This window comes from Pantoea sp. AN62, from assembly GCF_050432985.1.
Taxonomy (GTDB): Bacteria; Pseudomonadota; Gammaproteobacteria; order Enterobacterales; family Enterobacteriaceae; genus Pantoea; species Pantoea brenneri.
In genome coordinates this window covers 156,702-178,415 of the sequence record NZ_JBNPYB010000012.1, presented here as the reverse complement: position 1 = coordinate 178,415, position 21,714 = coordinate 156,702, and the positions used below count along the sequence as shown (strand labels likewise).

Below are 21,714 nucleotides of genomic sequence, written 5' to 3'. Positions count from 1 at the left end.
GACAAAACGAAGTCTGCACCACACCAGGTAATAGCCAAAATAAGAACGTAATCCTGACCTTTGTGCCCGCGCTACGCGGGCTTTTTTACGTCGGTAACTAACCGGAAACCGCAAACATTCTACGTAACAGGTTGGCCGCGCGCTTGTCAGGTAATGCGAGAATCGCGCTGTAGAGATCGATCGACATGGCGCACATTGATGAGCGATCAACGGCGGTATCGGCTGGCATATTCAGCTGCTGCAGCTTATCGCCCCAGCGCTGATAAAGCTGCGCAACCACCTGTTTCAGATCGCGCTGCGCCAGCACGCTGTCCATTGGCTGCTGCTGAGGTGCGCTGTTAAGCAGTAATTGCTCCATCGCCTCGGCCTCTTTGTGATTAAGCGACGGCGGCAGGATTTTCACTAAATTGACGCCGCCATTGACCTGCGGATAGAGAAAACGGAAGCACAGGCCAGGATCGCGGGCATTGAGCGCCTGCATCTCCTCTACTGACACGCCAATGTAATTCACCACCGCCGCATCGGTTCCCCGCATCAGCCGCTGATTAATCACATCAAGCAGCCAGCCGCGCAGTTCGCCCGTCGCCTGTTCAACCGGTTCACCCGCGCGGACCCGGCGCGTCAGTTCCTGCGTCAGCAGCTGCCACAATGCCGGTTCCTGGGTTTGCAGTACCCGATATCCGGGCGTCTGTGCCAGGTAACTGGCCGCCTGATCATGCTGCCGTGCCTGCTGCTGCTGCGGCACGGCCCAGCTGAACCATAGCAGATTAGCCGCCACCAGCGGCAGCAGAAAAAGGATTAGCCCCTGCCACAGTCGCAATCGGGTGGTTTTAATCAGCACAATAATAATCAACGCCAGCAGCACAAAGGCGGCCAGCGTAATAACCAGCAGAGAGGTCATGCTACGGTATTAATCCTTACGCACATCAATCAGCACCGGACAGTGAGCACGCTCAATCACCGCCGCGCTGACCGAGCCTTTTAACAGTCGGTTAAAAGAAGAGAGATGGCGGCGTCCCATGATAATCATGCTGGCCTTGAGCTGGAGTGATTGCGCAATAATCGTGTCGGCTGCTTCACCGGCCAGAATCATACCGCGCGCATTAATGCCGGCCCGCAGCAGCGGTGCCAGAGCATGGCGCACCACCAGTTCCGCCGTGTTCTGCTCATCCTGCGCCGCGACAAAATCGGCCGGATCTTCACCGGCATCAATTTCCATCGGTTGATTGCAGGAAGAGTACGCCGGATCGACGCAGCACAGCACCACCACTTCTGCGTGGTGTGCCAGCGCCTCTTCAATGGTCAGCGCAACCACTTTTTCGGTTACCGGCGAATGATCAATGGCCATCAACAGGGTTTTCATCGAGTGCTTATCCTTCTACAGCGGCGATTTTGCCAATTTCACGCACCAGCGCGTCTTTACACTTCAGCATTTCATCACGAAAACGATCTTCGTGTCGGTGGAAGCGTGCAGAGGGCACCAGCAAAGAGACAGAGAAGCGGCCAAACAGCGTATCGAGGGCAAACGCCATGGTCGAGATGCCTTCCAGCGTTTCACCGCGATCGACGGCAATGCCGGTTTCGCGCACTTCATTGATCAGTTGCAGCAGCTGCGGCAGGGTTTTGACCGTCATCTCGGTTAACTCCCGCCAGGCTTCGCCGACAATCACCCGAACGTCTTTATCGCACTCTAACGCCAGCAGCGCTCGTCCGCCGGAGGTGCTGTAGAGCGGCAGGTTGAGTCCCATGTGCGGCACCACGCGCAGCTCACGCGAGGCGATCACACAGTGAACAATAGCCAGCTGAGTACCGCTGGCGCGCGCCAGCGAGACGGTTTCATTGGTATCGGCAGAGAGTTTCTCCAGCAGCGGCCGGACCAGATCGACCACGTCGGTGTGCACGCTGGAGATCAGCTTCAGCAACGCCGGGCCAAGCCGCAGGCCACCGGCACCGCTGCTGCGCACCAGTTCTGCACTGTCGAGTGCGGCGACAATCCGCTGCACGGTGGAGCGAGGCAGATCGACTGCCTGCGCGATCTCACCCAGGCTCATGCCGCCCGGCTGTTCGCCCAGCGCATTCAGAATTTTTGCCGCACGTGCGATCACCTGGATACCGCCCGTTTTTTCATCCTCACGGCTGGAGGGTTGATGTGCCATAGCGTCGTCCTTTTTAAGCTGCCCTACTGTAGCGCGATCGGCGCACTTTTTACAGCCTGTACCACATTGCAATACACCATACCGGGATGTAATATTACGCCCTGTACCACATTGCAATACACTGCATCAAAATAACGAGAACACTTACTATGAATGCTAAGCCAGCCACCGTGCCGGCACCCCATCCGTTTACGCTGCGCCTGGCGTTGGGGTTAGTCGGCGTGTTGATCGCCGCCCTGACATCAGGGCTGAACGATCGCGTCAGCGATATCGCTCTGGCCGATATCCGTGCTGCGATCGGTATCAGTTACGATCAGGGTAGCTGGATTATTTCCGCCTATCAGGCGGCAGAAGTAGCGGCGATGATGATCGCGCCATGGTTCGCCGTCACGCTATCGCTGCGGCGCTTTGCGCTCGGCGTGTCGGCGGGCTTTATGCTGACCGGGATCCTGCTGCCGCTGGTGCCAGATCCGACGCTGTTTATTGGCCTGCGGGTGCTGCAGGGACTGTTTGGCGGCGCGCTGCCGCCGATGCTGATGACCGTTGCCCTGCGCTTTTTACCACCGCCGATTAAACTGTTTGGCCTGGCCGGATATGCACTGACCGCCACCTTTGGCCCGAACATGGCGGCGTCCCTGGCATCATTATGGACCGATCACGTCAGCTGGATGATGGTGTTCTGGCAGGTGGTGCCGGGCATGCTGATCGCCATGCTGCTGATTGGCTGGGGTCTGCCGCAGGACCCGCTGCGTCCCGAACGTTTCCAGCAGATCGATCTGTTTGGCATGGCCACCGGCTGCAGTGCTATCGCCCTGCTGGTGCTGGTGCTGACCCAGGGCGAACGCCTCGACTGGCTCAACTCCCCGCTGATCGTCGGGATGCTGCTGACCGCACTGCCGCTGCTGCTGGTATTTCTGATTAACGAGTGGTTTCACCCGCTGCCGCTGTTTAAGTTGCAGATGCTGAAACGTCATAACCTGGCGCATGGCCTGCTGGCGCTGGCCTGCATACTGACCCTTTCGCTGTCAGGCTCGGCGCTGCCTTCCGCCTACTTTGCCCAGGTTGAGGGCTTTCGTACCCTGCAGTTTGCTCCGCTGGCGCTGACGGTTGGCCTGCCGCAACTGCTTATTGCACCACTGGTAGCGGCGTTGCTGAATATCCGCTGGATCGACTGCCGCTGGATGCTGGCAGCGGGAGTGGGTCTGCTGGTGACGTCCTGCTTGCTGGGTATGCAGGTCACCAGTGACTGGGCGCGACAAAACTTCTGGCTGCTGCAAGTTTTACAGGCATTCGGTCAACCGATGGTGATTGTGCCGATTCTGATGAGTGCCACCAGCGTTGTCGCGCCGCCAGAAGGCCCGTTCGCCTCAGCGATGTTTAACACGGTGCGCGGTTTTTCCAGCATCGCCGCCTCGACGCTGGTTGAAGTATTCCTCAGCCACCGCGAGCAGTTTCACTCCAATATTTTAATTAACCAGGCAGCCAGTCGTCCGTGGCTGATGACCGCATCCAGCAGCAGTCAGGCCAGTAGCAGTCAGCCGTTACTGCCGGACGGCAGCATCAGCGCCAGTGAAAATATCAGCGGTTTCGCCACGCTGGTGAAACATCAGGCGACGGTACTGAGCCTGAGCGACAGCTGGCTGATGCTGATTGGCTTTGCTGGCTGCCTGTTATTACTGACCGCCATCCTGCCTAAACGCGTCTGGCCGCCTCAAACCCTGATTCAACCCCCATCCCGGAATAACTGAATATGCGTACTTTAATAATGAGAAAAACAGTGCTGCTGAGTCTGCTGCTGTTGGTTTTACTGGCGATAGCGAGGGTGATCGGCTCGATGATGACCCGAAACGATCACCGCACCGACGATGCTTACGTCAATGCCGATTACACCCTGGTGGCACCGAAAGTGTCGGGCTACATCAACACCGTGCTGGTGCAGGACAATCAGCAGGTTAAGGCCGGAGAACTGCTGGCCACGCTCGACGATCGGGACTATCGCGTGGCGCTGGAGAGCGCCAGAGCCGACCTGCAGGTTAGCGAGGCAAAACTGCTGAGCAGTCAGGCGCAGCTGGAACAGCAGCAGTCGGTGATTGAGCAGCAGAAAGCCAGCGTGGCCGCCAGCCAGGCCTCAGCGCAGTACGCCGGCCAGAGCGCCGATCGCTATAACCGACTGTATAAGAGCGGCACCGTTGCTGCTGACGATCAGCAGAAAGCCAGCTCAACCCAGCGTTCGGCGCTGGCGGCAGTACGCCAGAATCAGGCGGCGCTGGCATCGGCAGTAAAACAGGTTGGCGTATTGCAGGCGGCGGTCCGCTCCGCAGAGGCTGATGTGGCTGCGGCGAAAGCCAGTGTCGATCAGGCCGGGCTGAATCTTTCCTATACCCGGATCGTCGCACCCGTGGCCGGCATGATCGGACAGCGCTCGGTACGCACCGGTGCCTACGTCTCGGCCGGCACCCGTCTGCTGGCGGTAGTCCCGCTGCAGCAGACCTACATCACCGCCAATTATCTTGAGACTCAGCTGAGCGACGTGCGGCCGGGACAGCGGGTGCGTATCCACATCGACGCCTTACCGGGCGAGACCTTTACCGGTCACGTGGACAGCATTGCGCCCGCCACCGGCGCTACTTTTTCGGCTATCTCCCCCGATAATGCCACAGGCAACTACACTAAAGTCGTTCAGCGTCTGCCGGTGAAAATTGTGCTGGAGAGTAACCAACCGCATCTGGCGCAATTACGTGTAGGCATGTCGGCGATCCCGGAAATTGAAGTGCCGTAAATTTGTGAGCAATATCTCAGAACGGACCTATTTCATTTAGGCAGGATTCCGCGTAAATTAGCGCTCGATCCTGTTCTGAATTATTCAGTTCGACCCGGAAAAGAGCAGACCGTTAATCCAGGCGGCGTTCTTTTTTCCAAATCTGTTCGCGTTGCACTGGCCTGGGATCGCCATCATCGTAACCGCTCAGAGGAGTTGCTTTGTGAAATATGCCTTGATGGGAATATCTTTTTTCGCGTTACTTTGGTTCGGAACCTTCGTTCTGCTGCTGAAGTAATGGCGTGACAGTGCCGCCAGGGGGCGACAAGCTTGTCGCCCCAGTTGGCTGTCAAATCTCTTCTTCCAGACTTTTTACGCTGCCCGGCAACACGCCATCGGCACGGAACATCGCTTTAATCCCCCGCACTGCCTGACGAATCCGGTCACTGTTTTCAATCAGTGCAAACCGCACATGCGTATCACCGTAATCACCGAAGCCGATGCCTGGCGAGACGCACACCTTGGCCTCCTGCAGCATATGTTTGGCAAACTCCAGCGATCCCATATGGGCATAATGGTCGGGAATTTTCGCCCAGACGTACATTGAGGCTTTAGGATTGTCGACCATCCAGCCCGCTTCATGCAGTCCTTTGACCAGCACATCACGGCGGCGTTTATACTGCTCAGCGATATCGCGCACGCATTGCTGATCGCCTTCCAGCGCCGCAATAGCCGCCACCTGCAGCGGCGTGAAGGTGCCGTAGTCGTGGTAACTTTTGATACGTGCCAGCGCAGCAACCAGCTCTTTGTTACCGACCATAAAGCCGATGCGCCAGCCCGCCATGTTGTAGCTTTTTGACAGGGTAAAGAATTCGACGGCGACGTCACGCGCGCCCGGCACCTGCATAATCGACGGGGCTTTCCAGCCGTCATAAACGATGTCGGCATAGGCCAGATCGTGGATCACCAGTACGTTGTACTGCTTCGCCAGCGCTATCACCCGTTCGAAGAAGTCCAGTTCCACGCACTGTGCGGTCGGATTAGACGGGAAGCCGAGGATCATCATTTTTGGCTTGGGATAACTTTCGCGGATGGCGCGTTCCAGCTCATTGAAGAAGTCGACTCCCGCCACCAGCGGCACCGAACGGACCTGAGCCCCGGCAATCACTGCGCCGTAGATATGAATCGGATAGCTTGGGTTCGGCACCAGCACGGTATCGCCATGATCCAGCGTCGCCAGCATCAGGTGCGCCAGGCCCTCTTTCGAGCCGATGGTAACAATCGCTTCTGACTCCGGGTCAATTTCCACCTGATAACGATCGGCGTACCAGCGTGAAATTGCCCGACGCAGGCGAGGAATGCCGCGCGAAGTAGAGTAACCGTGGGTATCGTCACGCTGAGCGACCTGACACAACTTTTCAACGATATGCGGCGGCGTTGCCCCATCCGGGTTGCCCATAGAAAAGTCGATAATATCTTCGCCGCGCCGACGCGCAGCCATTTTCAGTTCAGCGGTGATGTTGAAAACGTAAGGGGGCAGACGTTCGATACGCGAAAAACGACGGGGTGTGCTGTTATCAGCCATGATGTCCTCTGGAGTACGTGAGCGCCCGGACCGTCCGAGCGACGCTGGTCACTGCGGTGACCTCTCAAGAACATAACGTGCCGATAACAACTTTGTCGAGGGTGGCGGAAAATATTTTTATTTTTGCGGATTCAGCCGTCCCAGCAGCCAATCGTTTACCCAGCGACCGTTCAGCAGATAATTATCCCGTAGCGTCCCTTCGAGCTGAAAGCCATTTTTTTCAAGAATGCGCCGCGATGCCCAGTTGCCTTCAATCACCATGGCTTTGAGCTTATGAAAGTCGGCCTCAAATAAAAACTGGCACAGCGCCGCCAGCGCTTCGCTGCCAAATCCCTGACCACAGTGGCGATGCAGCAGCATGTAGCCCACTTCCGCCTGGCGGTAAGGCTCCCATTCCGGGCTGCACCCAAACAGGCCAATCGGTTCGCCAGTATCGAGCCGGCGCGCCACCAGGCAGAGCATGTGAAAACTGCTGGCCTGCCAGGGGGCCAGTCGCTCATTAAAGCGCTGGCGAATATCCGCCTCATCAGGAATTTCGCTCACCCAGGTCATGGTGTCGCGGTCCCGATGCACAGCGCGGAACAGTTGCCAGTCCTCTGGCTGGAGTTTACTCAGGGCTAATCTGGCGGTGACGAATTGCATGCTCTGCTCCTGATGAGCGTGGTTTAACGACAGTCTCTGGCTCACTTATTGCGCAACATAGCAAACTGCCCCGCTGGCGACCAGTCCCGGCAGCCTGGAAAATGTTCCCCTTTATAGCACTCAGGCTTTCCCCTTTTCTTTATTTGATCACCATCATTGATCTGAAACATAAACCGGCATGGCGGATCGCCAGGATGCTAGCGGATCGCGATCACATTTTTTATCATAGGCCCACATTCCTTTGCCGATGAGTCGCCTGTGTCCTCCCACTTCACGATGTTACTGGCAGTGTTTGATCGCGCCGCATTGATGCTGATCTGTCTTTTTTTCCTGACGCGTACCCGTCTGTTTCGCCAGCTGCTGCAAAAAGATGAACACACCCTCTATGAGAAAGCGGTCGTAACCGCCATCTTTTCACTGTTTGCCCTGTTCAGCACCTGGTCCGGCGTGGAGGTTGATGGTTCTTTGCTGAATGTACGGGTGATTGCAGTTATGGCGGGCGGCATTCTGTTCGGGCCGTGGGTCGGTATCGCCACCGGCGTGATTGCCGGTCTCCACCGCTTTTTGATTGATATTCACGGCGTCACCTCGGTGCCGTGTCTGATCACCAGCATCATTGCCGGTCTTGTGGCGGGCGGCATTAACCGGCGGGTGCTGAAAGAGCATCGCTGGCGGGTGGGCATCATCGCCGGCATGCTGTGTGAAAGCCTGACCATGCTGCTGATTATCCTCTGGGCGCGCCCGACCTCACTCGGGCTGGCAATCGTATCGGAAATTGCGCTGCCGATGATCCTCGGTGCCTCCAGCATCGGCCTGATTGTGCTGCTGGTGCAGAGCGTAGAAGGCGAAAAAGAGGCGATTGCTGCCCGTCAGGCCAAGCTGGCGCTGGAAATTGCCAATAAAACCCTGCCGCTGTTCCGTCAGGTCAACAGCGATTCGCTGCGCAATATCTGTGACATTATCCGGCGCGAAATCAAAGCCGACGCGGTGGCGATGACCAATAAAAAACAGATCCTCGCCTACGTGGGTTATGGCGAACAGAACTATCAGCATGGCGATGATGACATCAGCCCGACCACCGCCCAGGCACTGGCCAGCGGTAAAATCATCATCAGAAACAATGATGAAGCGCACCGGACCAAAGATATTCACTCAATGATCGTCATTCCGCTGTGGGAAAAAGGCCAGGTAACCGGCACGCTGAAGATCTACTACCGCCGGGCGCACCGCATAACCGGTTCGCTAAAAGAGATGGCGATTGGGCTGTCACAGATTATCTCCACCCAGCTTGAAGTCTCCCGCGCCGAGCAACTGCGCGAGATGGCCAATAAAGCGGAACTGCGCGCGCTGCAAAGTAAAATAAATCCTCATTTCCTGTTTAATGCGCTGAATGCGATCTCCTCCTCCATCCGCCTCAATCCCGATACCGCCCGCCAGCTGGTGATCAATCTGTCGCGTTATCTGCGCTACAACCTGGAGCTGAATGATGATGAGCTGATCGACATCCGCAAAGAGCTGTGGCAGGTGAAAGATTACATCGCCATTGAGCAGGCGCGTTTTGGCGATAAGCTGACGATGATTTATGACGTCGATGAAGATCTGCACTTTTTACTGCCCAGCCTGCTGATTCAGCCGCTGGTGGAGAACGCCATTGTGCACGGTATCCAGCCCTGTAAGGGCAAAGGCGTGGTGACGTTAAGCGTGCGGGATCTGGGCGATCGGGTGCGGATCGCGGTGCGCGATACCGGCCAGGGGATCAGCGATGAGGTGATGGCACGCGTTGCCCGCAACGAGATGCCCGGCAATAAGATCGGCCTGCTGAATGTGCATCATCGGGTCAAACTGTTATCGGGCCAGGGATTGTCTATCGTACGCCATCAGCCCGGCACCGAGATTGCGTTCATGCTGAGTAAAAACGGCCAGCGACTGGCGGAGAATCTGTTATGAAAGCGATTATTGTCGAAGACGAGTTTTTAGCCCAGCAGGAGCTGAGCTGGATGATTCAGCAGCACAGCACTATCCAGATTGAAGCCTGCTTTGATGACGGTCTCGACGTGCTGAAATATCTGCAGCAGCATCGGGTCGACGTGATTTTCCTCGACATCAATATTCCCTCGCTGGATGGCATGCTGCTGGCACAGAATATTAATCAGTTTGCCCACAAACCGTTGATTGTGTTCATTACCGCGTGGAAAGAGCATGCGGTCGAGGCGTTTGAACTGGAGGCGTTCGACTATATTCTCAAGCCTTACCACGAGTCACGCATTGTTACCATGCTCAACAAGCTTGAAGCCACCGCCCAGAGCCAGCAGGCCATCAGCAATCCTGCCGTCGCAGCAGCACCGCAGACGGTAAATCTGCTGAAAGATGAACGCATCATCGTCACCGACGTGAATGATATTTACTACGTGGAGGCCCACGAGAAGCTGACGTTTGTCTATACCCGACGCGAAGCCTATGTGATGTCGATGAATATCAGCGAGTTCTGTTCACGCCTGCCGGAACAGCTGTTCTTCCGCTGCCATCGCTCTTACTGCGTTAATCTGAATAAGGTTCGCGAAATCGAACCGTGGTTCAACAACACCTACCTGCTGAAACTGCGCGATCTGGTCTTTCAGGTGCCGGTCAGCCGCAGCAAAGTGAAGCTGTTTCGTCAGCTGATGCGTTTGTAATTACCGACAGGGGATGGCAAAAACCCACTTCCCGACCGATCTGCCTGATCGGCAGCCTGGTCGGGAAGCGGTATAGCGGATGAGGTGCAAATCAGATTTCGCGGCCCAGCGTCTGACGCAGATGCGCACCGGCACCCAGCAGGCCAGGCTGATCGTGGGTGATCATATAAACCGGGATGCTGGCAACATAATCGCGGAAACGGCCTTTATCTTCAAACGCAGCACGGAAACCCGAGGCTTTAAAGAATTCCAGGAAGCGTGGCACGATGCCACCCGCAATATAAACGCCACCAAAGGTGCCGAGGTTCAGCGCCAGGTTGCCGCCGAAGCGTCCCATGATGACGCAGAACAGCGAAAGTGCACGACGGCAATCGGTGCAGCTGTCATCCAGCGCCCGTTCACTGACATCTTTCGGCTTCAGGTTTTCCGGCACGCGATTATCCACTTTAACGATGGCGCGATAGAGGTTAACCAGCCCGGCACCGGAGAGCACGCGTTCTGCGGAGACGTGGCCCAGCTCTTCGCGCAGCACTTCCAGAATCTGATCTTCTTCTTCGCTGTTGGCGGCGAAGTCGACGTGACCGCCCTCGCCCGGCAGGCTCACCCAGCGCTTATCGACGTGAACCAGATGGCTGACGCCCAGCCCGGTACCGGCGCCGTAAATAGCGATAGGTTTATCTTTAACCGGCTCGCCGCCGCCGAACTGAATAACGTTATCGGCAGTCAGCATCGGGATCGCCATCGAAACCGCGGTGAAGTCGTTAATGATTTCCAGGTGTTCAAAACCGATGTTCTCTTTCAGCTTGCGCGTCGAAAACGCCCAATCGTGGTTGGTCATTTCAACCCAGTCATCGGTAATCGGGCAGGCGATGGCAATACAGCCATCTTTAATATCCTGCTGTTGTTCATCAAGATAATGGCGGATGACGGCTTCGAGGCTGTCGTACTCTGATGTTGAGAATGTTTTGGCCTGGGAGATGCTGCCGCTTTCCACCTCACACAGGGCGAGACGGGCGTTGGTGCCGCCGACATCGCCGACCAAGGCATAGGTTGTCATTCTTCTGTTGCTCCGCTTGGGGTCTTAAAGAGTTGGAGGACACTATAAAATCCTGCCCATAAAACAACAACGCTCACCGGTGCGATTGGTGAGCGTCTACTCAGGTGCGCTACAGCCTAACCGCGATAGCCTGACCTGCACAGCGGCAACTATCTGAATCTATCCACCGTTGCGTTGATTCAGGCAGGCAGTGACTTTTCGCAGCAGCGGAGGCAAGTCCTCTTTCTGCATCACCACCTCAACCAGCGTCAGACGTTGAGGTTGAGAAAGTCGCGCCATCACTTCCTGTAACTGGACCGTTTCACTGATGCGCCAGCTCTGTGCCTGGCCGTGCAGGCTAAGGGCTTGCGGCAACGCCGTCCAGTTCCACTGGGCGATATCATTGTAACGTTGTGTTGCGCCGTGAATGGCCCGCTCAACCGTATATCCTTCATTATTCAGCAGAAAGATGATTGGCTGCTGCTGGTCGCGCAACATTGACCCCAGCTCCTGGATGGTTAGCTGTGCCGAACCGTCGCCAATAATCAGGATCACCCGGCGAGCGGGATCGGCGGTCTGCGCGCCAAACGCTGCCGGTAGAGTATAGCCGATCGATCCCCATAATGGCTGAACCAGTAGCTGCGCCTGTGTCGGCAAGCGCAATGCTGCTGCACCAAAGGCCGCGGTGCCCTGCTCAGCCAGAATAATATCGCCTGGCTGCAGAAATTCCTGCATCGCCTGCCAGAAAGCCTGCTGGCTGATGGTCGCCGCCGCCTCAACCGGCGCGGCGGCGGTCGCTTGCGGCCCGAGCTGCCATTGCTGACCATAGCGGGCAAATAATCCATCAAGTTCGCTGAGCGCGTCAGCCATCGATAGCGGTGAAAACGTTTCCCCGGCCACAGTGGCGCAGTGTGGCTGCAGATCAATCAGACGTTCAGCAGCAAACTGCTGGGTAAAGCCGGCGGTAATGGTGTCGGTAAAGCGTACGCCCACGCAGAGGGTGACATCGACCTGTTCGATCTGCTCACGGACCTGGCCGGCGCTGCCCTCGCCCGCGTAGGTGCCGACAAATCCCGGTTGCTGTTCATCCAGCACCCCTTTGCCCATCAGTAAACTGGCGCAGGGGATTGCACGATGCTGGCGCAGCGCGGCCAGTGCCGGTTGCTGCTGCCAGCGCAATGCCAGAAAGTCCGCCAGTAACGAAACCCGCGCTGCCGGTGCCAGCAACCGTTCGGCGGCCTGCCTGAAGGCTTCGCGCACCTGGTGTGATGAAGCGTGGATCAGGTTTAAGGGCTGTGTTGGTGGCTCAGCGTCACAGGCGGCTACGTCCACCGCCAGCGACAGATAGCCGGGCTGGCGCATCTGTAGCGCGCTGACAATCACCCGGTCGATCTCCGCGCTGGCATTTTCCGCGGTTAACAGCGCGGTTGCGGCACTCACCTCTTCGGCCATGCGGATGAAATGACGAAAATCACCATCACCCAGTGAATGATGCACGCAGTCACCCTGCTGCTGGGCCTGGGTCGCGGGTGCGCCGACAATGTGGATCACCGGCAGATGTTCGGCATAACTGCCGGCAATGCCGTTGATGGCACTCAGTTCGCCCACGCCAAACGTCGTCAGCAGCGCCGCTGCCCCGCGGCAGCGGGCATAACCGTCTGCGGCGTAGGCGGCATTCAGCTCGTTAGCACAGCCGACCCAATGGATTACCGGATGGTCGATAACCCGATCCAGAAATTGCAGATTGTAGTCACCCGGCACACCGAACAGATGCTGCACGCCAATCTCCTGCAGACGTGCCAACAGGTAGTCACCAACAGTAAAAGCGGACATAGCAGATTCCTTTTATAGGAGAGTCGGCTTAAGTATCTGACAGCCTGCAAAATTGGCGAGAAAAGAGTCGCAGGTGCCAGCCACAATGGCTGGCAAGCCGCCGTTACGGCGGCGGATTACTCTGTAAATATGCGATCTGCGGCGCGTTGTCACTGAGTGTAACCGTATACACTGCTATCCTTTTGGCACAAATCCCCGTTTTTGACCCAGGAGCGTTGAATGTCGTCTTTCCCCCGTCCCGATCGATATCAGCAGATGGAATACCGCCGTAGCGGCCGCAGTGGCATTAAACTTCCCGCAATCTCACTTGGCCTGTGGCATAACTTTGGTGACAACACCCGGGTGGATAACAGCCGCGCCCTGCTGCGTCATGCGTTTGACCACGGCATAACCCACTTCGACTTAGCCAATAACTACGGTCCGCCGCCGGGCTCGGCAGAAGAAAACTTTGGCCGTATTCTGCGCGAAGATTTTCGTGCTCATCGCGATGAACTGATTATCTCGACCAAAGCGGGCTACACCATGTGGGACGGTCCGTATGGTGACTGGGGATCGCGTAAATATCTGGTGGCCAGTCTCGATCAAAGCCTGAAGCGTATGGGGCAGGAGTATGTCGATATCTTTTATCATCACCGTCCGGATCCGGAGACGCCGCTGGAAGAGACTATGCGCGCACTGGATCAGGTGGTGCGTCAGGGTAAAGCGTTATACGCCGCCATTTCGAATTATCCGGCCGATCGCGCAGCCGAGGCGATTGCCATTCTGCGCGATCTCGGCACGCCGTGTCTGATCCACCAGCCGCGCTATTCAATGTTCGAACGTACTCCGGAGCAGGGTCTGATTCAGACGCTGGGTGACGCGGGGGTCGGCTGTATCGCCTTTTCACCGCTGGCGGGCGGCGTGCTGACTGACCGCTATCTGCAAGGCATTCCGGAGGATTCACGGGTAGCAAGCGGCAGTAAATTCCTTAGCGAGAATCAGCTGACCGACGAGAAGATGGAAAAAGTCCGCAAGCTGAATGAGATTGCCCTGCAGCGTGGACAAAAACTGGCGCAGATGGCGCTGGCCTGGGTGTTGCGCGACGATCGGGTGACCTCAGTATTGATCGGGGCCAGCAAAACCGCCCAGATTGATGATGCAGTGGCGATGCTCGCCAGCCGTCAGTTTGATCAGGCAGAGTTAGCCGCAATTGAGGCTGCCCTGCAGTAACTTTTTTCGCCCGGCGCAGGCCGGGCATTTTCTGCGCCAGAATAGTCTCAATCCCCGTTTTCTCCCCAATTTCCTCACAATCTTCCGACACAATGATGCGGTAACAACAGCAATACGCAGGCATAATCGCTGCGCCGCAACAGCATCAGACTGTTGATGAGGAGAAAAAAATGAAAAGAGCCGTTTTGTTTGCCGCCTTGCTGGCAATGTTATCACCGCTGGCAATACACACCGCACACGCGTCCAGTGCCTCCATAACGCTGGCTCCCGGCGTGACTTTGCAACTGGGTGACCGCGACCGTCGTGGCTACTACTGGGATGGCGGCCACTGGCGCGAACCGCGCTGGTGGAACGATCGCTATTCCTGGAATGAGCGCCGCTGGTGGCGTCATGAAGAGTGGCGGCGTCATCAGGAGTGGGAACGTGAACGCCGCTGGCACCAGCGTGATCGGGATCGCCGCTGGGAACATCAGTATCGTCGCGACCATCATGACCGTCACGATCACCATGGCCGCGACCATCATGGACACGATCACCATTAATGCAAAACGCCCGGCAAAACCGGGCGTTTCTCGTTGCCTGCCGCCGTTATAGTCCCAGCGCTTGTCCCACCAGCAGATAGATATTCAGCGTAATCACCAGCGCCACAATGACCCAGCCGGTCAGCTGCATCAGGCGAGAATTCACCATCTCATCGCCCATCAGTTCACGGTTGCCGGTGAACGCCAGCAGCGGAATTAATGCCAGCGCAATACCAAAGCTGAGCAGCACCTGACTCATCACCAGAATACGGGTCGGATCCCAGCCTGCCCAGATGACAATAAAGGAGGGCAGCATGGTCACCGTGCGGCGCACCCAGAGCGGGATATGGAAACGGATAAAGCCCTGCATCACCACCTGTCCCGCCAGCGTACCGACCACCGTCGACGATAAACCGGCGGCCACCAGGCTCAGGCCAAACACGATGGCAGCGGCTTCGCCCAGTAACGGTTGCAGCGTCAGGTAGGCCTGATCGAGTTCGGCAATTTTACTGTGTCCACTAAAGTGGAAGGCCGCGGCTGCGGTTGCCATCATCGCCAGGTTAACGAATCCGGCAATGGTCATTGCAATCGCCACGTCCAGTTTGGTCGACGAGTAACGCTGACCTTTGCTGTCGCTGCTTTTGCCCTGCGTCAGTGCGGAGTGCAGATAGATCACGTGCGGCATAATGGTCGCGCCCAGCACCCCGGCGGCGAGGAACACCGCATCTGAGGTCGGCAAAGAGGGCAGCGCCATGCCGATCACCAGTTCACTGACCTTGGGTTGGGAGAAGAACAGCTCAACGATATAGGCTGCGGCGACAAACAGCAGCAGCCCGCCAATCACCAGCTCCAGCGGCTTTTGCCCGCGACTCTGTAACATCAGGATCAGGAAGGTAGCGATGCCGGTCAGCACCGCGCCCTGCATCAACGAGATGCCCAGCAGCAATTTGAAGCCCAGCGCCGCGCCGATAAATTCCGCCAGATCGGTGGCCATGGCGATAATTTCCGCCTGCACCCAATAGAACCACACCGCCGGCCGGGGGAAGCGGTCACGAATATGTTCAGCGAGGTTTTTGCCGGTGGCGATACCCAGTTTGGCCGACATCAGCTGGATCAGCATCGCCATGATGTTGGCCCACACCACCACCCACAGCAATTTATAGCCGTACGCCGCGCCCGCCTGAATATTTGTCGCAAAGTTGCCCGGATCGATATAGCCGATAGCGGCAATAAACGCGGGTCCCAACAGTGCGAGTTTGACTTTTCTTACTCCGCGAGCGGCGCGCTCGGCGGTACGACTTTCAAACATATACGGTACCCTGTCTGAACATGTGCCTACCCCGGCAAGCTTAGGAGGAAGCGGTTGCAAGTGAAATTCGGTTATTGTTATTGATAAAATAGATGCTGCTATAAAGTATAGCCATTGCTATATCTTACAGTAAAGGAAGTGAGTGCTAAAAATGTGAGCAACGATGTCACTCTACGCCCGGTGCAAAATATAGACAATAAATTTGTGGTTATCTACTGTGAACGTTTTGTAAACGAGACGTGATCGCTGAGAGTTTTCTGGAAAATAAGGTGATAGCGAATACTTATATTGTGGTTCAGATCTCGTTTTTAAGTAACGCGTTACATAGAATACGCAGCAAAATACAACCCTCCTCAAATTTGGAGCAACCATGTCCCATATTTTGCAGTTTCTTTTAGCACTGGTGGTGGTCGGCGTGTTGGCCTTGCTGGTCAGTCACGACCGAAAAAGTATTCGCATTCGCTACATTATACAGCTTCTGGTGATTGAAATTGTGCTCGCCTGGTTCTTCCTGAACTCCGAAGCGGGACTCGGATTCGTCAAAGGCTTTGCCGGCGTGTTTGACCATCTGCTGAAATATGCGGCTGAAGGCACCAACTTCGTCTTCGGCAATATGAATGATAAAGGCCTCGCCTTCTTCTTCCTCAACGTACTGTGCCCGATCGTCTTTATCTCTGCGCTGATCGGTATCCTGCAGCACTTCCGCATTCTGCCGTGGGTTATCCGTGGCATCGGCACCGTGCTGTCAAAAGTGAATGGCATGGGCAAGCTGGAATCGTTTAACGCCGTGAGTTCTCTGATACTGGGACAGTCAGAAAACTTCATTGCCTATAAAGATATCCTCGGCCAGATGTCACAGCGCCGGATGTACACCATGGCGGCCACCGCGATGTCGACCGTTTCGATGTCGATTGTCGGCGCTTACATGACTATGCTGCAGCCTAAATATGTGGTCGCGGCGCTGGTACTGAACATGTTCAGCACCTTTATCGTGCTGTCACTGATCAACCCTTACCGCGTCGACAGCGAAGAAGATCTGCAACTGCAGGATCTGCATAAAGGCCAGAGCTTCTTTGAAATGCTGGGCGAGTATATCCTGGCCGGTTTCCGCGTTGCCATCATTGTGGCCGCGATGCTGATTGGTTTTATCGCGCTGATTTCCGGCCTGAATGCACTGTTTGACGTGATTTTCGGTATCACCTTCCAGGGCGTGCTGGGTTATGTCTTCTATCCGTTTGCCTGGGTGATGGGCGTGCCGGCAGGTGAAGCGTTACAGGTTGGCAGTATTATGGCCACCAAGCTGGTGTCGAATGAGTTCGTTGCGATGATGGATCTGCAGAAACTCGCCGGTCAGCTGTCACCGCACGCCGAAGGCATCCTGTCGGTGTTCCTGGTTTCGTTCGCTAACTTCTCTTCTATCGGTATTGTGGCAGGCGCTATCAAAGGTCTGAACGAAGAGCAAGGCAACGTCGTTTCCCGCTTTGGTCTGAAACTGCTGTACGGCTCAACCCTGGTCAGCGTGCTTTCAGCCGCGATTGCCGGTCTGGTGCTGGCGTTCTGATTTAAAAGGGCGAGCAGGTCTCGCCCTTCTCTTCTGTCTCTTTGCCCTTTCTGCTTCATCCCTCTTCTGCTTCCTGTTATCACGGCTCAGCAACATGCTGACGCTGCGCATCACCGATCGCTAAGCACAGCGCAATCATCTCAGCAGCGTGCCGGGGCAGAATAGTCGTCTGGCAGACAAAGAGTGGCGGTATCGCCGCACAGCAGCGTTCTGAGCGTGATAGCAGGTGGCTACAACAGAAGGTTCAGATACAGGCCGATCGGGTGATAAACGGCAGAAATCACGCATTCGCGCGGTTAAGCGAGAAGTCACAATCAGAAAGGCGAGTTTGACAGAAATTGTCAGAAAATGGTGGAGATAAGCGGGATCGAACCGCTGACCTCTTGCATGCCATGCAAGCGCTCTCCCAGCTGAGCTATACCCCCACATCTGGAATCGTTTTTCAGTGCCAAACTTTTGGGAAGAAGTTTGGTGGAGCTAAGCGGGATCGAACCGCTGACCTCCTGCATGCCATGCAGGCGCTCTCCCAGCTGAGCTATAGCCCCGAACCGAAAAACTGTCGTGTTAAGCGACGGACGGCATAATATGAAACCCCCTCCAGGGTGTCAACGGCAAAATCACATTCTGCGTCTGATCGCTGAAAAAGGCGGCAACCTGAGCGGTTTCAGCAGCATGGCAACGCCAGAAAAGCGGCTGTAAAAGCCTGAGCGGTTTTTTCTGTTATTCAGACTGCGGCCAGGTTAAATCACGGTTAAATATGTTATAGGAATTTTCTTGTCTTCGTCTTTTCCGCATGCAAAACTTAGCGCGCTAATTAAGTGGTCAGCGGGACCCTCTCCCGTCAGCCACGCGTCCACCAGGCGTTTACCGTCCCATTAATCAAAAAAATATTGAGAAACTATGTCGCTGCATACACCAAAAGAAATCGCCCAACTGGCGATCCAGGCGGGCGTGGCCAAAAGCCGTGCGCCGGTCAGCATTCTTCTGATCCTCGGGTTTATGGCAGGAGCCTTTATTGCCACCGGCTTCCTGCTGGATCTGCACGTTATCAATTCCCTGCCTGCTGACTGGGGCTCGTTCGGCGGCCTGTTGGGCGCGGCGGTCTTCCCGGTCGGATTAATTCTGACGGTTCTGGCGGGCGGAGAGCTGCTGACCGGCAATATGATGACCTTACCGGTGGCGTGGTTTGCCCGTCGTATCTCGTTTTTCAGCGTTGCGCGTAACTGGTTTTGGGTGACGCTGGCTAACTTCCTCGGCAGCGTGGCGGTGGCCTGGTTCTTTGGCCACATGCTGGGCATGACCGAAGGAGATTACCTGAAGAAGACTGTCGCCATCGCCTCAGCGAAAGTACACGCCGATTTCCTGCACGCCTTTATTTCCGGCGTAGGCTGTAACTGGCTGGTCTGTCTGGCGGTGTGGCTGGCGTTTGCCAGTAAAGATGTGGTGGGCAAAATTTTCGGCATGTGGTTCCCGGTCATGGCCTTCGTGGCTATCGGCTTCCAGCACGTAGTGGCCAATATGTTTATCATTCCGGCCGCCATCTTCGCCGGTCAGATGAGCTGGACAGAATACTTCCCTAACTTTGTCGCGGTATTTTTAGGTAACGGCGTCGGCGGGGCAGTTTTCGTCGGTCTGGCCTACTTCCTCGCCTTCCGCCCGGCTGTTGAACCTGCCAGCAGCGTGCAATAAATGATTTCTTGCCTTTTGTCGAGTGGCAAAAGGCAATTTCACCTTCAGTTACTTTCACCCGTTACGTTTTGCTGTAATATGTAGTGCTAATGTATTTAACAGGGACAGCATTGTGAAAAAGGAATGGCTCACTCCCGAAGAGTTGGCAGCAGAAACGGGTTACAGTCGACAAACGGTGAACAAGTGGATCAAACGGGAAAACTGGACCACCACGCCAAAGCCCGGTGTACAAGGCGGTAAGGCTCGCCTGATCCATATTGATGAGCGTGTTAAAAATTTCATCCAGTCAACGCGCAACCTGAATGAACCCTCAGCGACCTACGGTACAGCCCCTCATTCATTGCCTGCGTTATTAATTAGTTCCGTGCAGCAAATGAGTCAGGCCGAGCAGGATCAGTTCACGGCATTAATATTACGTGAAGGGATTAAAGGCGTATTGCAGCGGCTGGGGATTAATGAAGAGTAAAAAAAACCGGAAGCGTGCTGCTTCCGGCAGATTTATTTAGGCCTGCGCTTCGCGCTCACTGATGAAGGCCAGCGCCTGATCGATGCGCGCGACGCTGCGGCTACGACCAATCGCTTCAACAGTCACGTCCAGACCGGGTGACTGACCGGCACCGGTCACCGCCACACGCAGCGGCATACCGACTTTGCCCATTCCGACTTCCAGCTCATCTGCAGTGCTCTGAATCGCCTGATGAACGTTTTCCGCAGTCCAGTCGCTGATTGCCGCCAGCTTATCACGCACCACTTCCAGCGGCTGACGCGCGACCGGACGAAGATGTTTCTTCGCAGCATCGGCGTCAAACTCATTAAAGTCTTCATAGAAATAACGGCAGGAAGCCGCCATCTCTTTCAGCGTCTTACAACGTTCCCCCAGCAGACCAACCAGCTTCGCCAGTTCCGGACCGGTACGGGTATCAATTTTTTGCTCTTCAATATGCCATTGCAGATGCGTCGCAACATATTCTGGCGGCAGGGCATTAATATAATGGTGATTCAGCCACTGCAATTTTTCGGTATTGAAGGCACTGGCAGACTTGCTGACCGCATCCAGCGTAAACAGCTCAGTCATCTCAGCAACGCTAAAGATCTCCTGATCGCCATGTGACCAGCCGAGGCGAACCAGGTAGTTCAGCAGCGCTTCCGGCAGATAACCATCATCACGATACTGCATAACGCCAACGGCACCGTGACGCTTGGACAGCTTCTTGCCATCATCGCCGAGGATCATCGACACATGGGCATAGACCGGCACCTGTGCGCCAATCGCTTTCAGAATGTTGATCTGGCGCGGGGTGTTGTTGATATGGTCTTCGCCACGAATGACGTGCGTAATACCCATATCCCAGTCATCAACCACTACGCAGAAGTTATAAGTCGGTGAGCCGTCGGTGCGGCGGATGATCAAATCATCCAGCTCCTGGTTGCTGAATTCAATCGGACCGCGGATCTGGTCATCAAAAATGACCGAGCCGTCCTGTGGGTTGCGAAAACGCACCACGCAAGGCTCATCCGCTGCGTGATGATCGTGGCTGTCACGGCAGCGACCGTCGTAACGTGGCTTTTCGCCATCCGCCATCTGCTGTTCACGCAGGGCTTCGAGACGTTCTTTCGAGCAGTAGCATTTATAGGCTGTGCCCGCCGCCAGCATTTCATCAATCACCGCGTTATAGCGATCGAAACGTTTAGTCTGGTAGTAAGGGCCTTCATTCCAGTCGAGGCTCAGCCAGTTCATGCCATCCATAATAGCTTCGATGGCTTCTGGCGTTGAGCGCTCCAGATCGGTGTCTTCAATACGCAGCACGAACTCGCCCTGATTGTGGCGGGCGAAGAGCCAGGAATAGAGTGCGGTACGGGCGCCGCCCACATGTAAATAGCCGGTAGGACTGGGCGCGAAGCGAGTTTTGATTTTCATTCAGTATTGCCTTAGATGCGCGGGTTCTCTGTCTGGATGACAAAAAACAGGTTAGACGCGAAATAGTGGCCACATTCTAGCATCTGGTGGTGAATCCTCAATGCGTGCCCGCTGGCTGCGCCCGAGGAAAAGGGCCTTTTCTGCCAGTAAAACCAGCACATTGGCTAAAAGCGCCACAGGATGTTTAAAAATAAACCGAACGCACATTTATGTTTTAAAAAGCGTTGACTCAAAATCAACTATCCCTATAATGCGACTCCACACAGCGGGGGTGATTAGCTCAGTTGGTAGAGCATCTCCCTTACAAGGAGGGGGTCGGCGGTTCGAACCCGTCATCACCCACCACTCTAACCCGGTGGCCCGCAGTGAACAGGTTATAAGATATGGGTGATTAGCTCAGTTGGTAGAGCATCTCCCTTACAAGGAGGGGGTCGGCGGTTCGAGCCCGTCATCACCCACCATATCTTAGTGTGATACACACCTGTTAAGCAGTACGAAGTGGGTGATTAGCTCAGTTGGTAGAGCATCTCCCTTACAAGGAGGGGGTCGGCGGTTCGAACCCGTCATCACCCACCACTTCGGGTCGTTAGCTCAGTTGGTAGAGCAGTTGACTTTTAATCAATTGGTCGCAGGTTCGAATCCTGCACGACCCACCAATTCAGAATAAAGCGCCTTAAAGGCGCTTTTTTCGTTTCTGCTGCACAGAGTTGAACGTGCCGGATGAGAACCTGCGCAGGTTCGACTGAAGCGCCGGGAGCGGTTCAGGCTGATGCGCCAGCATCACCCGCAGGGCGTGGCCCCGGACGGGCCGCGGCTTATCCTGCA

The 21,714-nt window shown here is 55.8% G+C and carries 19 protein-coding genes and 6 tRNA genes; 14 read left to right on the top strand and 11 right to left on the bottom strand.

What is annotated here, in order from left to right; genetic code table 11:
- Window positions 1-97 precede the first annotated feature (97 nt).
- The 3 genes from FHW04_RS15645 to FHW04_RS15635 are packed head-to-tail and all read right to left on the bottom strand — an operon-like array spanning window position 98 to window position 2,156.
- Window positions 98-901, bottom strand: coding sequence for a hypothetical protein (locus tag FHW04_RS15645; RefSeq protein WP_031375884.1), 804 nt, complete (start codon window positions 899-901; stop codon window positions 98-100).
- A 9-nt stretch (window positions 902-910) separates the two neighbouring features.
- Complete coding sequence (locus tag FHW04_RS15640; protein ID WP_031375883.1) at window positions 911-1,363, bottom strand: universal stress protein; 453 nt, start codon at window positions 1,361-1,363, stop codon at window positions 911-913.
- 7 nt (window positions 1,364-1,370) lie between these two features.
- Window positions 1,371-2,156, bottom strand: a complete 786-nt coding sequence (locus FHW04_RS15635; RefSeq protein ID WP_031375882.1) for an IclR family transcriptional regulator — start codon at window positions 2,154-2,156, stop codon at window positions 1,371-1,373.
- A 149-nt stretch (window positions 2,157-2,305) separates the two neighbouring features.
- Here FHW04_RS15635 and FHW04_RS15630 point away from each other — a divergent pair, with 149 nt between their 5' ends.
- The 3 genes from FHW04_RS15630 to ypdK all read left to right on the top strand — a co-directional run bounded on the left by FHW04_RS15630 (window position 2,306) and on the right by ypdK (window position 5,212).
- A complete protein-coding gene (locus FHW04_RS15630; RefSeq protein WP_089561703.1) occupies window positions 2,306-3,904 on the top strand; it encodes an MFS transporter in 1,599 nt (532 codons plus the stop codon).
- Window positions 3,905-3,906: 2 nt separating this feature from the next.
- On the top strand, window positions 3,907-4,935 hold the full coding sequence (locus FHW04_RS15625; protein WP_089561702.1) for an HlyD family secretion protein: 1,029 nt from the start codon (window positions 3,907-3,909) through the stop codon (window positions 4,933-4,935).
- A gap of 202 nt (window positions 4,936-5,137) precedes the next feature.
- Window positions 5,138-5,212, top strand: coding sequence for a membrane protein YpdK (gene ypdK / locus FHW04_RS15620; RefSeq protein WP_099257831.1), 75 nt, complete (start codon window positions 5,138-5,140; stop codon window positions 5,210-5,212).
- A 51-nt stretch (window positions 5,213-5,263) separates the two neighbouring features.
- Here the strand turns inward: ypdK and alaC are convergent, their stop codons facing one another.
- Both alaC and FHW04_RS15610 read right to left on the bottom strand, forming a co-directional pair.
- Window positions 5,264-6,499 (bottom strand): alanine transaminase, encoded by a 1,236-nt coding sequence (alaC, locus tag FHW04_RS15615; protein WP_031375879.1) that lies wholly within the window; start codon window positions 6,497-6,499, stop codon window positions 5,264-5,266.
- A gap of 117 nt (window positions 6,500-6,616) precedes the next feature.
- Window positions 6,617-7,141 (bottom strand): GNAT family N-acetyltransferase, encoded by a 525-nt coding sequence (locus FHW04_RS15610; protein WP_031375878.1) that lies wholly within the window; start codon window positions 7,139-7,141, stop codon window positions 6,617-6,619.
- A gap of 276 nt (window positions 7,142-7,417) precedes the next feature.
- On the opposite strand from FHW04_RS15610, the gene FHW04_RS15605 reads away from it, so the two are divergent.
- Together FHW04_RS15605 and FHW04_RS15600 are read left to right on the top strand one after the other, a co-directional pair.
- Window positions 7,418-9,088 (top strand): sensor histidine kinase, encoded by a 1,671-nt coding sequence (locus FHW04_RS15605; RefSeq protein WP_069728744.1) that lies wholly within the window; start codon window positions 7,418-7,420, stop codon window positions 9,086-9,088.
- Window positions 9,085-9,813, top strand: a complete 729-nt coding sequence (locus tag FHW04_RS15600; RefSeq protein WP_089561701.1) for a LytR/AlgR family response regulator transcription factor — start codon at window positions 9,085-9,087, stop codon at window positions 9,811-9,813. Before FHW04_RS15605 ends, FHW04_RS15600 begins: the two co-directional genes overlap by 4 nt.
- A 91-nt stretch (window positions 9,814-9,904) precedes the next feature.
- On the opposite strand, the gene glk is transcribed toward FHW04_RS15600, so the two are convergent.
- Window positions 9,905-10,870 carry a glucokinase gene (gene glk, locus FHW04_RS15595; RefSeq protein ID WP_031375875.1) on the bottom strand — a complete coding sequence of 322 codons (966 nt, stop codon included), beginning with the start codon at window positions 10,868-10,870 and terminating at the stop codon, window positions 9,905-9,907.
- Window positions 10,871-11,029: 159 nt separating this feature from the next.
- Entirely contained in the window at window positions 11,030-12,682 is a 1,653-nt protein-coding gene (ipdC, locus tag FHW04_RS15590; RefSeq protein WP_089561700.1) for an indolepyruvate decarboxylase, read from the bottom strand.
- A 219-nt stretch (window positions 12,683-12,901) separates the two neighbouring features.
- Here ipdC and mgrA point away from each other — a divergent pair, with 219 nt between their 5' ends.
- Both mgrA and FHW04_RS15580 read left to right on the top strand, forming a co-directional pair.
- The gene (mgrA, locus tag FHW04_RS15585) at window positions 12,902-13,891 is read left to right on the top strand and encodes an L-glyceraldehyde 3-phosphate reductase (protein WP_089561699.1); all 990 of its coding nucleotides are present in this window, start codon (window positions 12,902-12,904) and stop codon (window positions 13,889-13,891) included.
- A 170-nt stretch (window positions 13,892-14,061) separates the two neighbouring features.
- The gene (locus FHW04_RS15580) at window positions 14,062-14,433 is read left to right on the top strand and encodes a DUF2502 domain-containing protein (RefSeq protein ID WP_031375872.1); all 372 of its coding nucleotides are present in this window, start codon (window positions 14,062-14,064) and stop codon (window positions 14,431-14,433) included.
- 46 nt (window positions 14,434-14,479) lie between these two features.
- Here the strand turns inward: FHW04_RS15580 and FHW04_RS15575 are convergent, their stop codons facing one another.
- Window positions 14,480-15,721 (bottom strand): Nramp family divalent metal transporter, encoded by a 1,242-nt coding sequence (locus FHW04_RS15575; RefSeq protein WP_089561698.1) that lies wholly within the window; start codon window positions 15,719-15,721, stop codon window positions 14,480-14,482.
- Between the two features lie 370 nt (window positions 15,722-16,091).
- Between FHW04_RS15575 and FHW04_RS15570 the strand changes: the two genes are divergently transcribed.
- A complete protein-coding gene (locus FHW04_RS15570) occupies window positions 16,092-17,282 on the top strand; it encodes a NupC/NupG family nucleoside CNT transporter (protein ID WP_031375870.1) in 1,191 nt (396 codons plus the stop codon).
- Window positions 17,283-17,631: 349 nt separating this feature from the next.
- On the opposite strand, the gene FHW04_RS15565 is transcribed toward FHW04_RS15570, so the two are convergent.
- Both FHW04_RS15565 and FHW04_RS15560 read right to left on the bottom strand, forming a co-directional pair.
- Window positions 17,632-17,707 (bottom strand) — tRNA-Ala (locus tag FHW04_RS15565).
- Window positions 17,708-17,751: 44 nt separating this feature from the next.
- A tRNA-Ala gene (locus tag FHW04_RS15560) sits at window positions 17,752-17,827 on the bottom strand.
- Window positions 17,828-18,182: 355 nt separating this feature from the next.
- Here FHW04_RS15560 and FHW04_RS15555 point away from each other — a divergent pair.
- Together FHW04_RS15555 and FHW04_RS15550 are read left to right on the top strand one after the other, a co-directional pair.
- Window positions 18,183-18,971: a formate/nitrite transporter family protein gene (locus tag FHW04_RS15555; RefSeq protein ID WP_089561697.1), complete on the top strand. Its 789-nt coding sequence runs from the start codon at window positions 18,183-18,185 to the stop codon at window positions 18,969-18,971.
- Between the two features lie 112 nt (window positions 18,972-19,083).
- Window positions 19,084-19,437, top strand: a complete 354-nt coding sequence (locus FHW04_RS15550; protein WP_031375868.1) for a YfeC-like transcriptional regulator — start codon at window positions 19,084-19,086, stop codon at window positions 19,435-19,437.
- A gap of 36 nt (window positions 19,438-19,473) precedes the next feature.
- On the opposite strand, the gene gltX is transcribed toward FHW04_RS15550, so the two are convergent.
- Window positions 19,474-20,889 (bottom strand): glutamate--tRNA ligase, encoded by a 1,416-nt coding sequence (gene gltX / locus FHW04_RS15545; protein ID WP_089561696.1) that lies wholly within the window; start codon window positions 20,887-20,889, stop codon window positions 19,474-19,476.
- 269 nt (window positions 20,890-21,158) lie between these two features.
- Between gltX and FHW04_RS15540 the strand changes: the two genes are divergently transcribed.
- The 4 genes from FHW04_RS15540 to FHW04_RS15525 all read left to right on the top strand — a co-directional run bounded on the left by FHW04_RS15540 (window position 21,159) and on the right by FHW04_RS15525 (window position 21,545).
- Window positions 21,159-21,234, top strand: a tRNA-Val gene (locus FHW04_RS15540).
- Between the two features lie 40 nt (window positions 21,235-21,274).
- A tRNA-Val gene (locus FHW04_RS15535) sits at window positions 21,275-21,350 on the top strand.
- 39 nt (window positions 21,351-21,389) lie between these two features.
- Window positions 21,390-21,465 (top strand) — tRNA-Val (locus tag FHW04_RS15530).
- Window positions 21,466-21,469: 4 nt separating this feature from the next.
- Window positions 21,470-21,545, top strand: a tRNA-Lys gene (locus tag FHW04_RS15525).
- The last annotated feature ends 169 nt before the right edge of the window (window positions 21,546-21,714 follow it).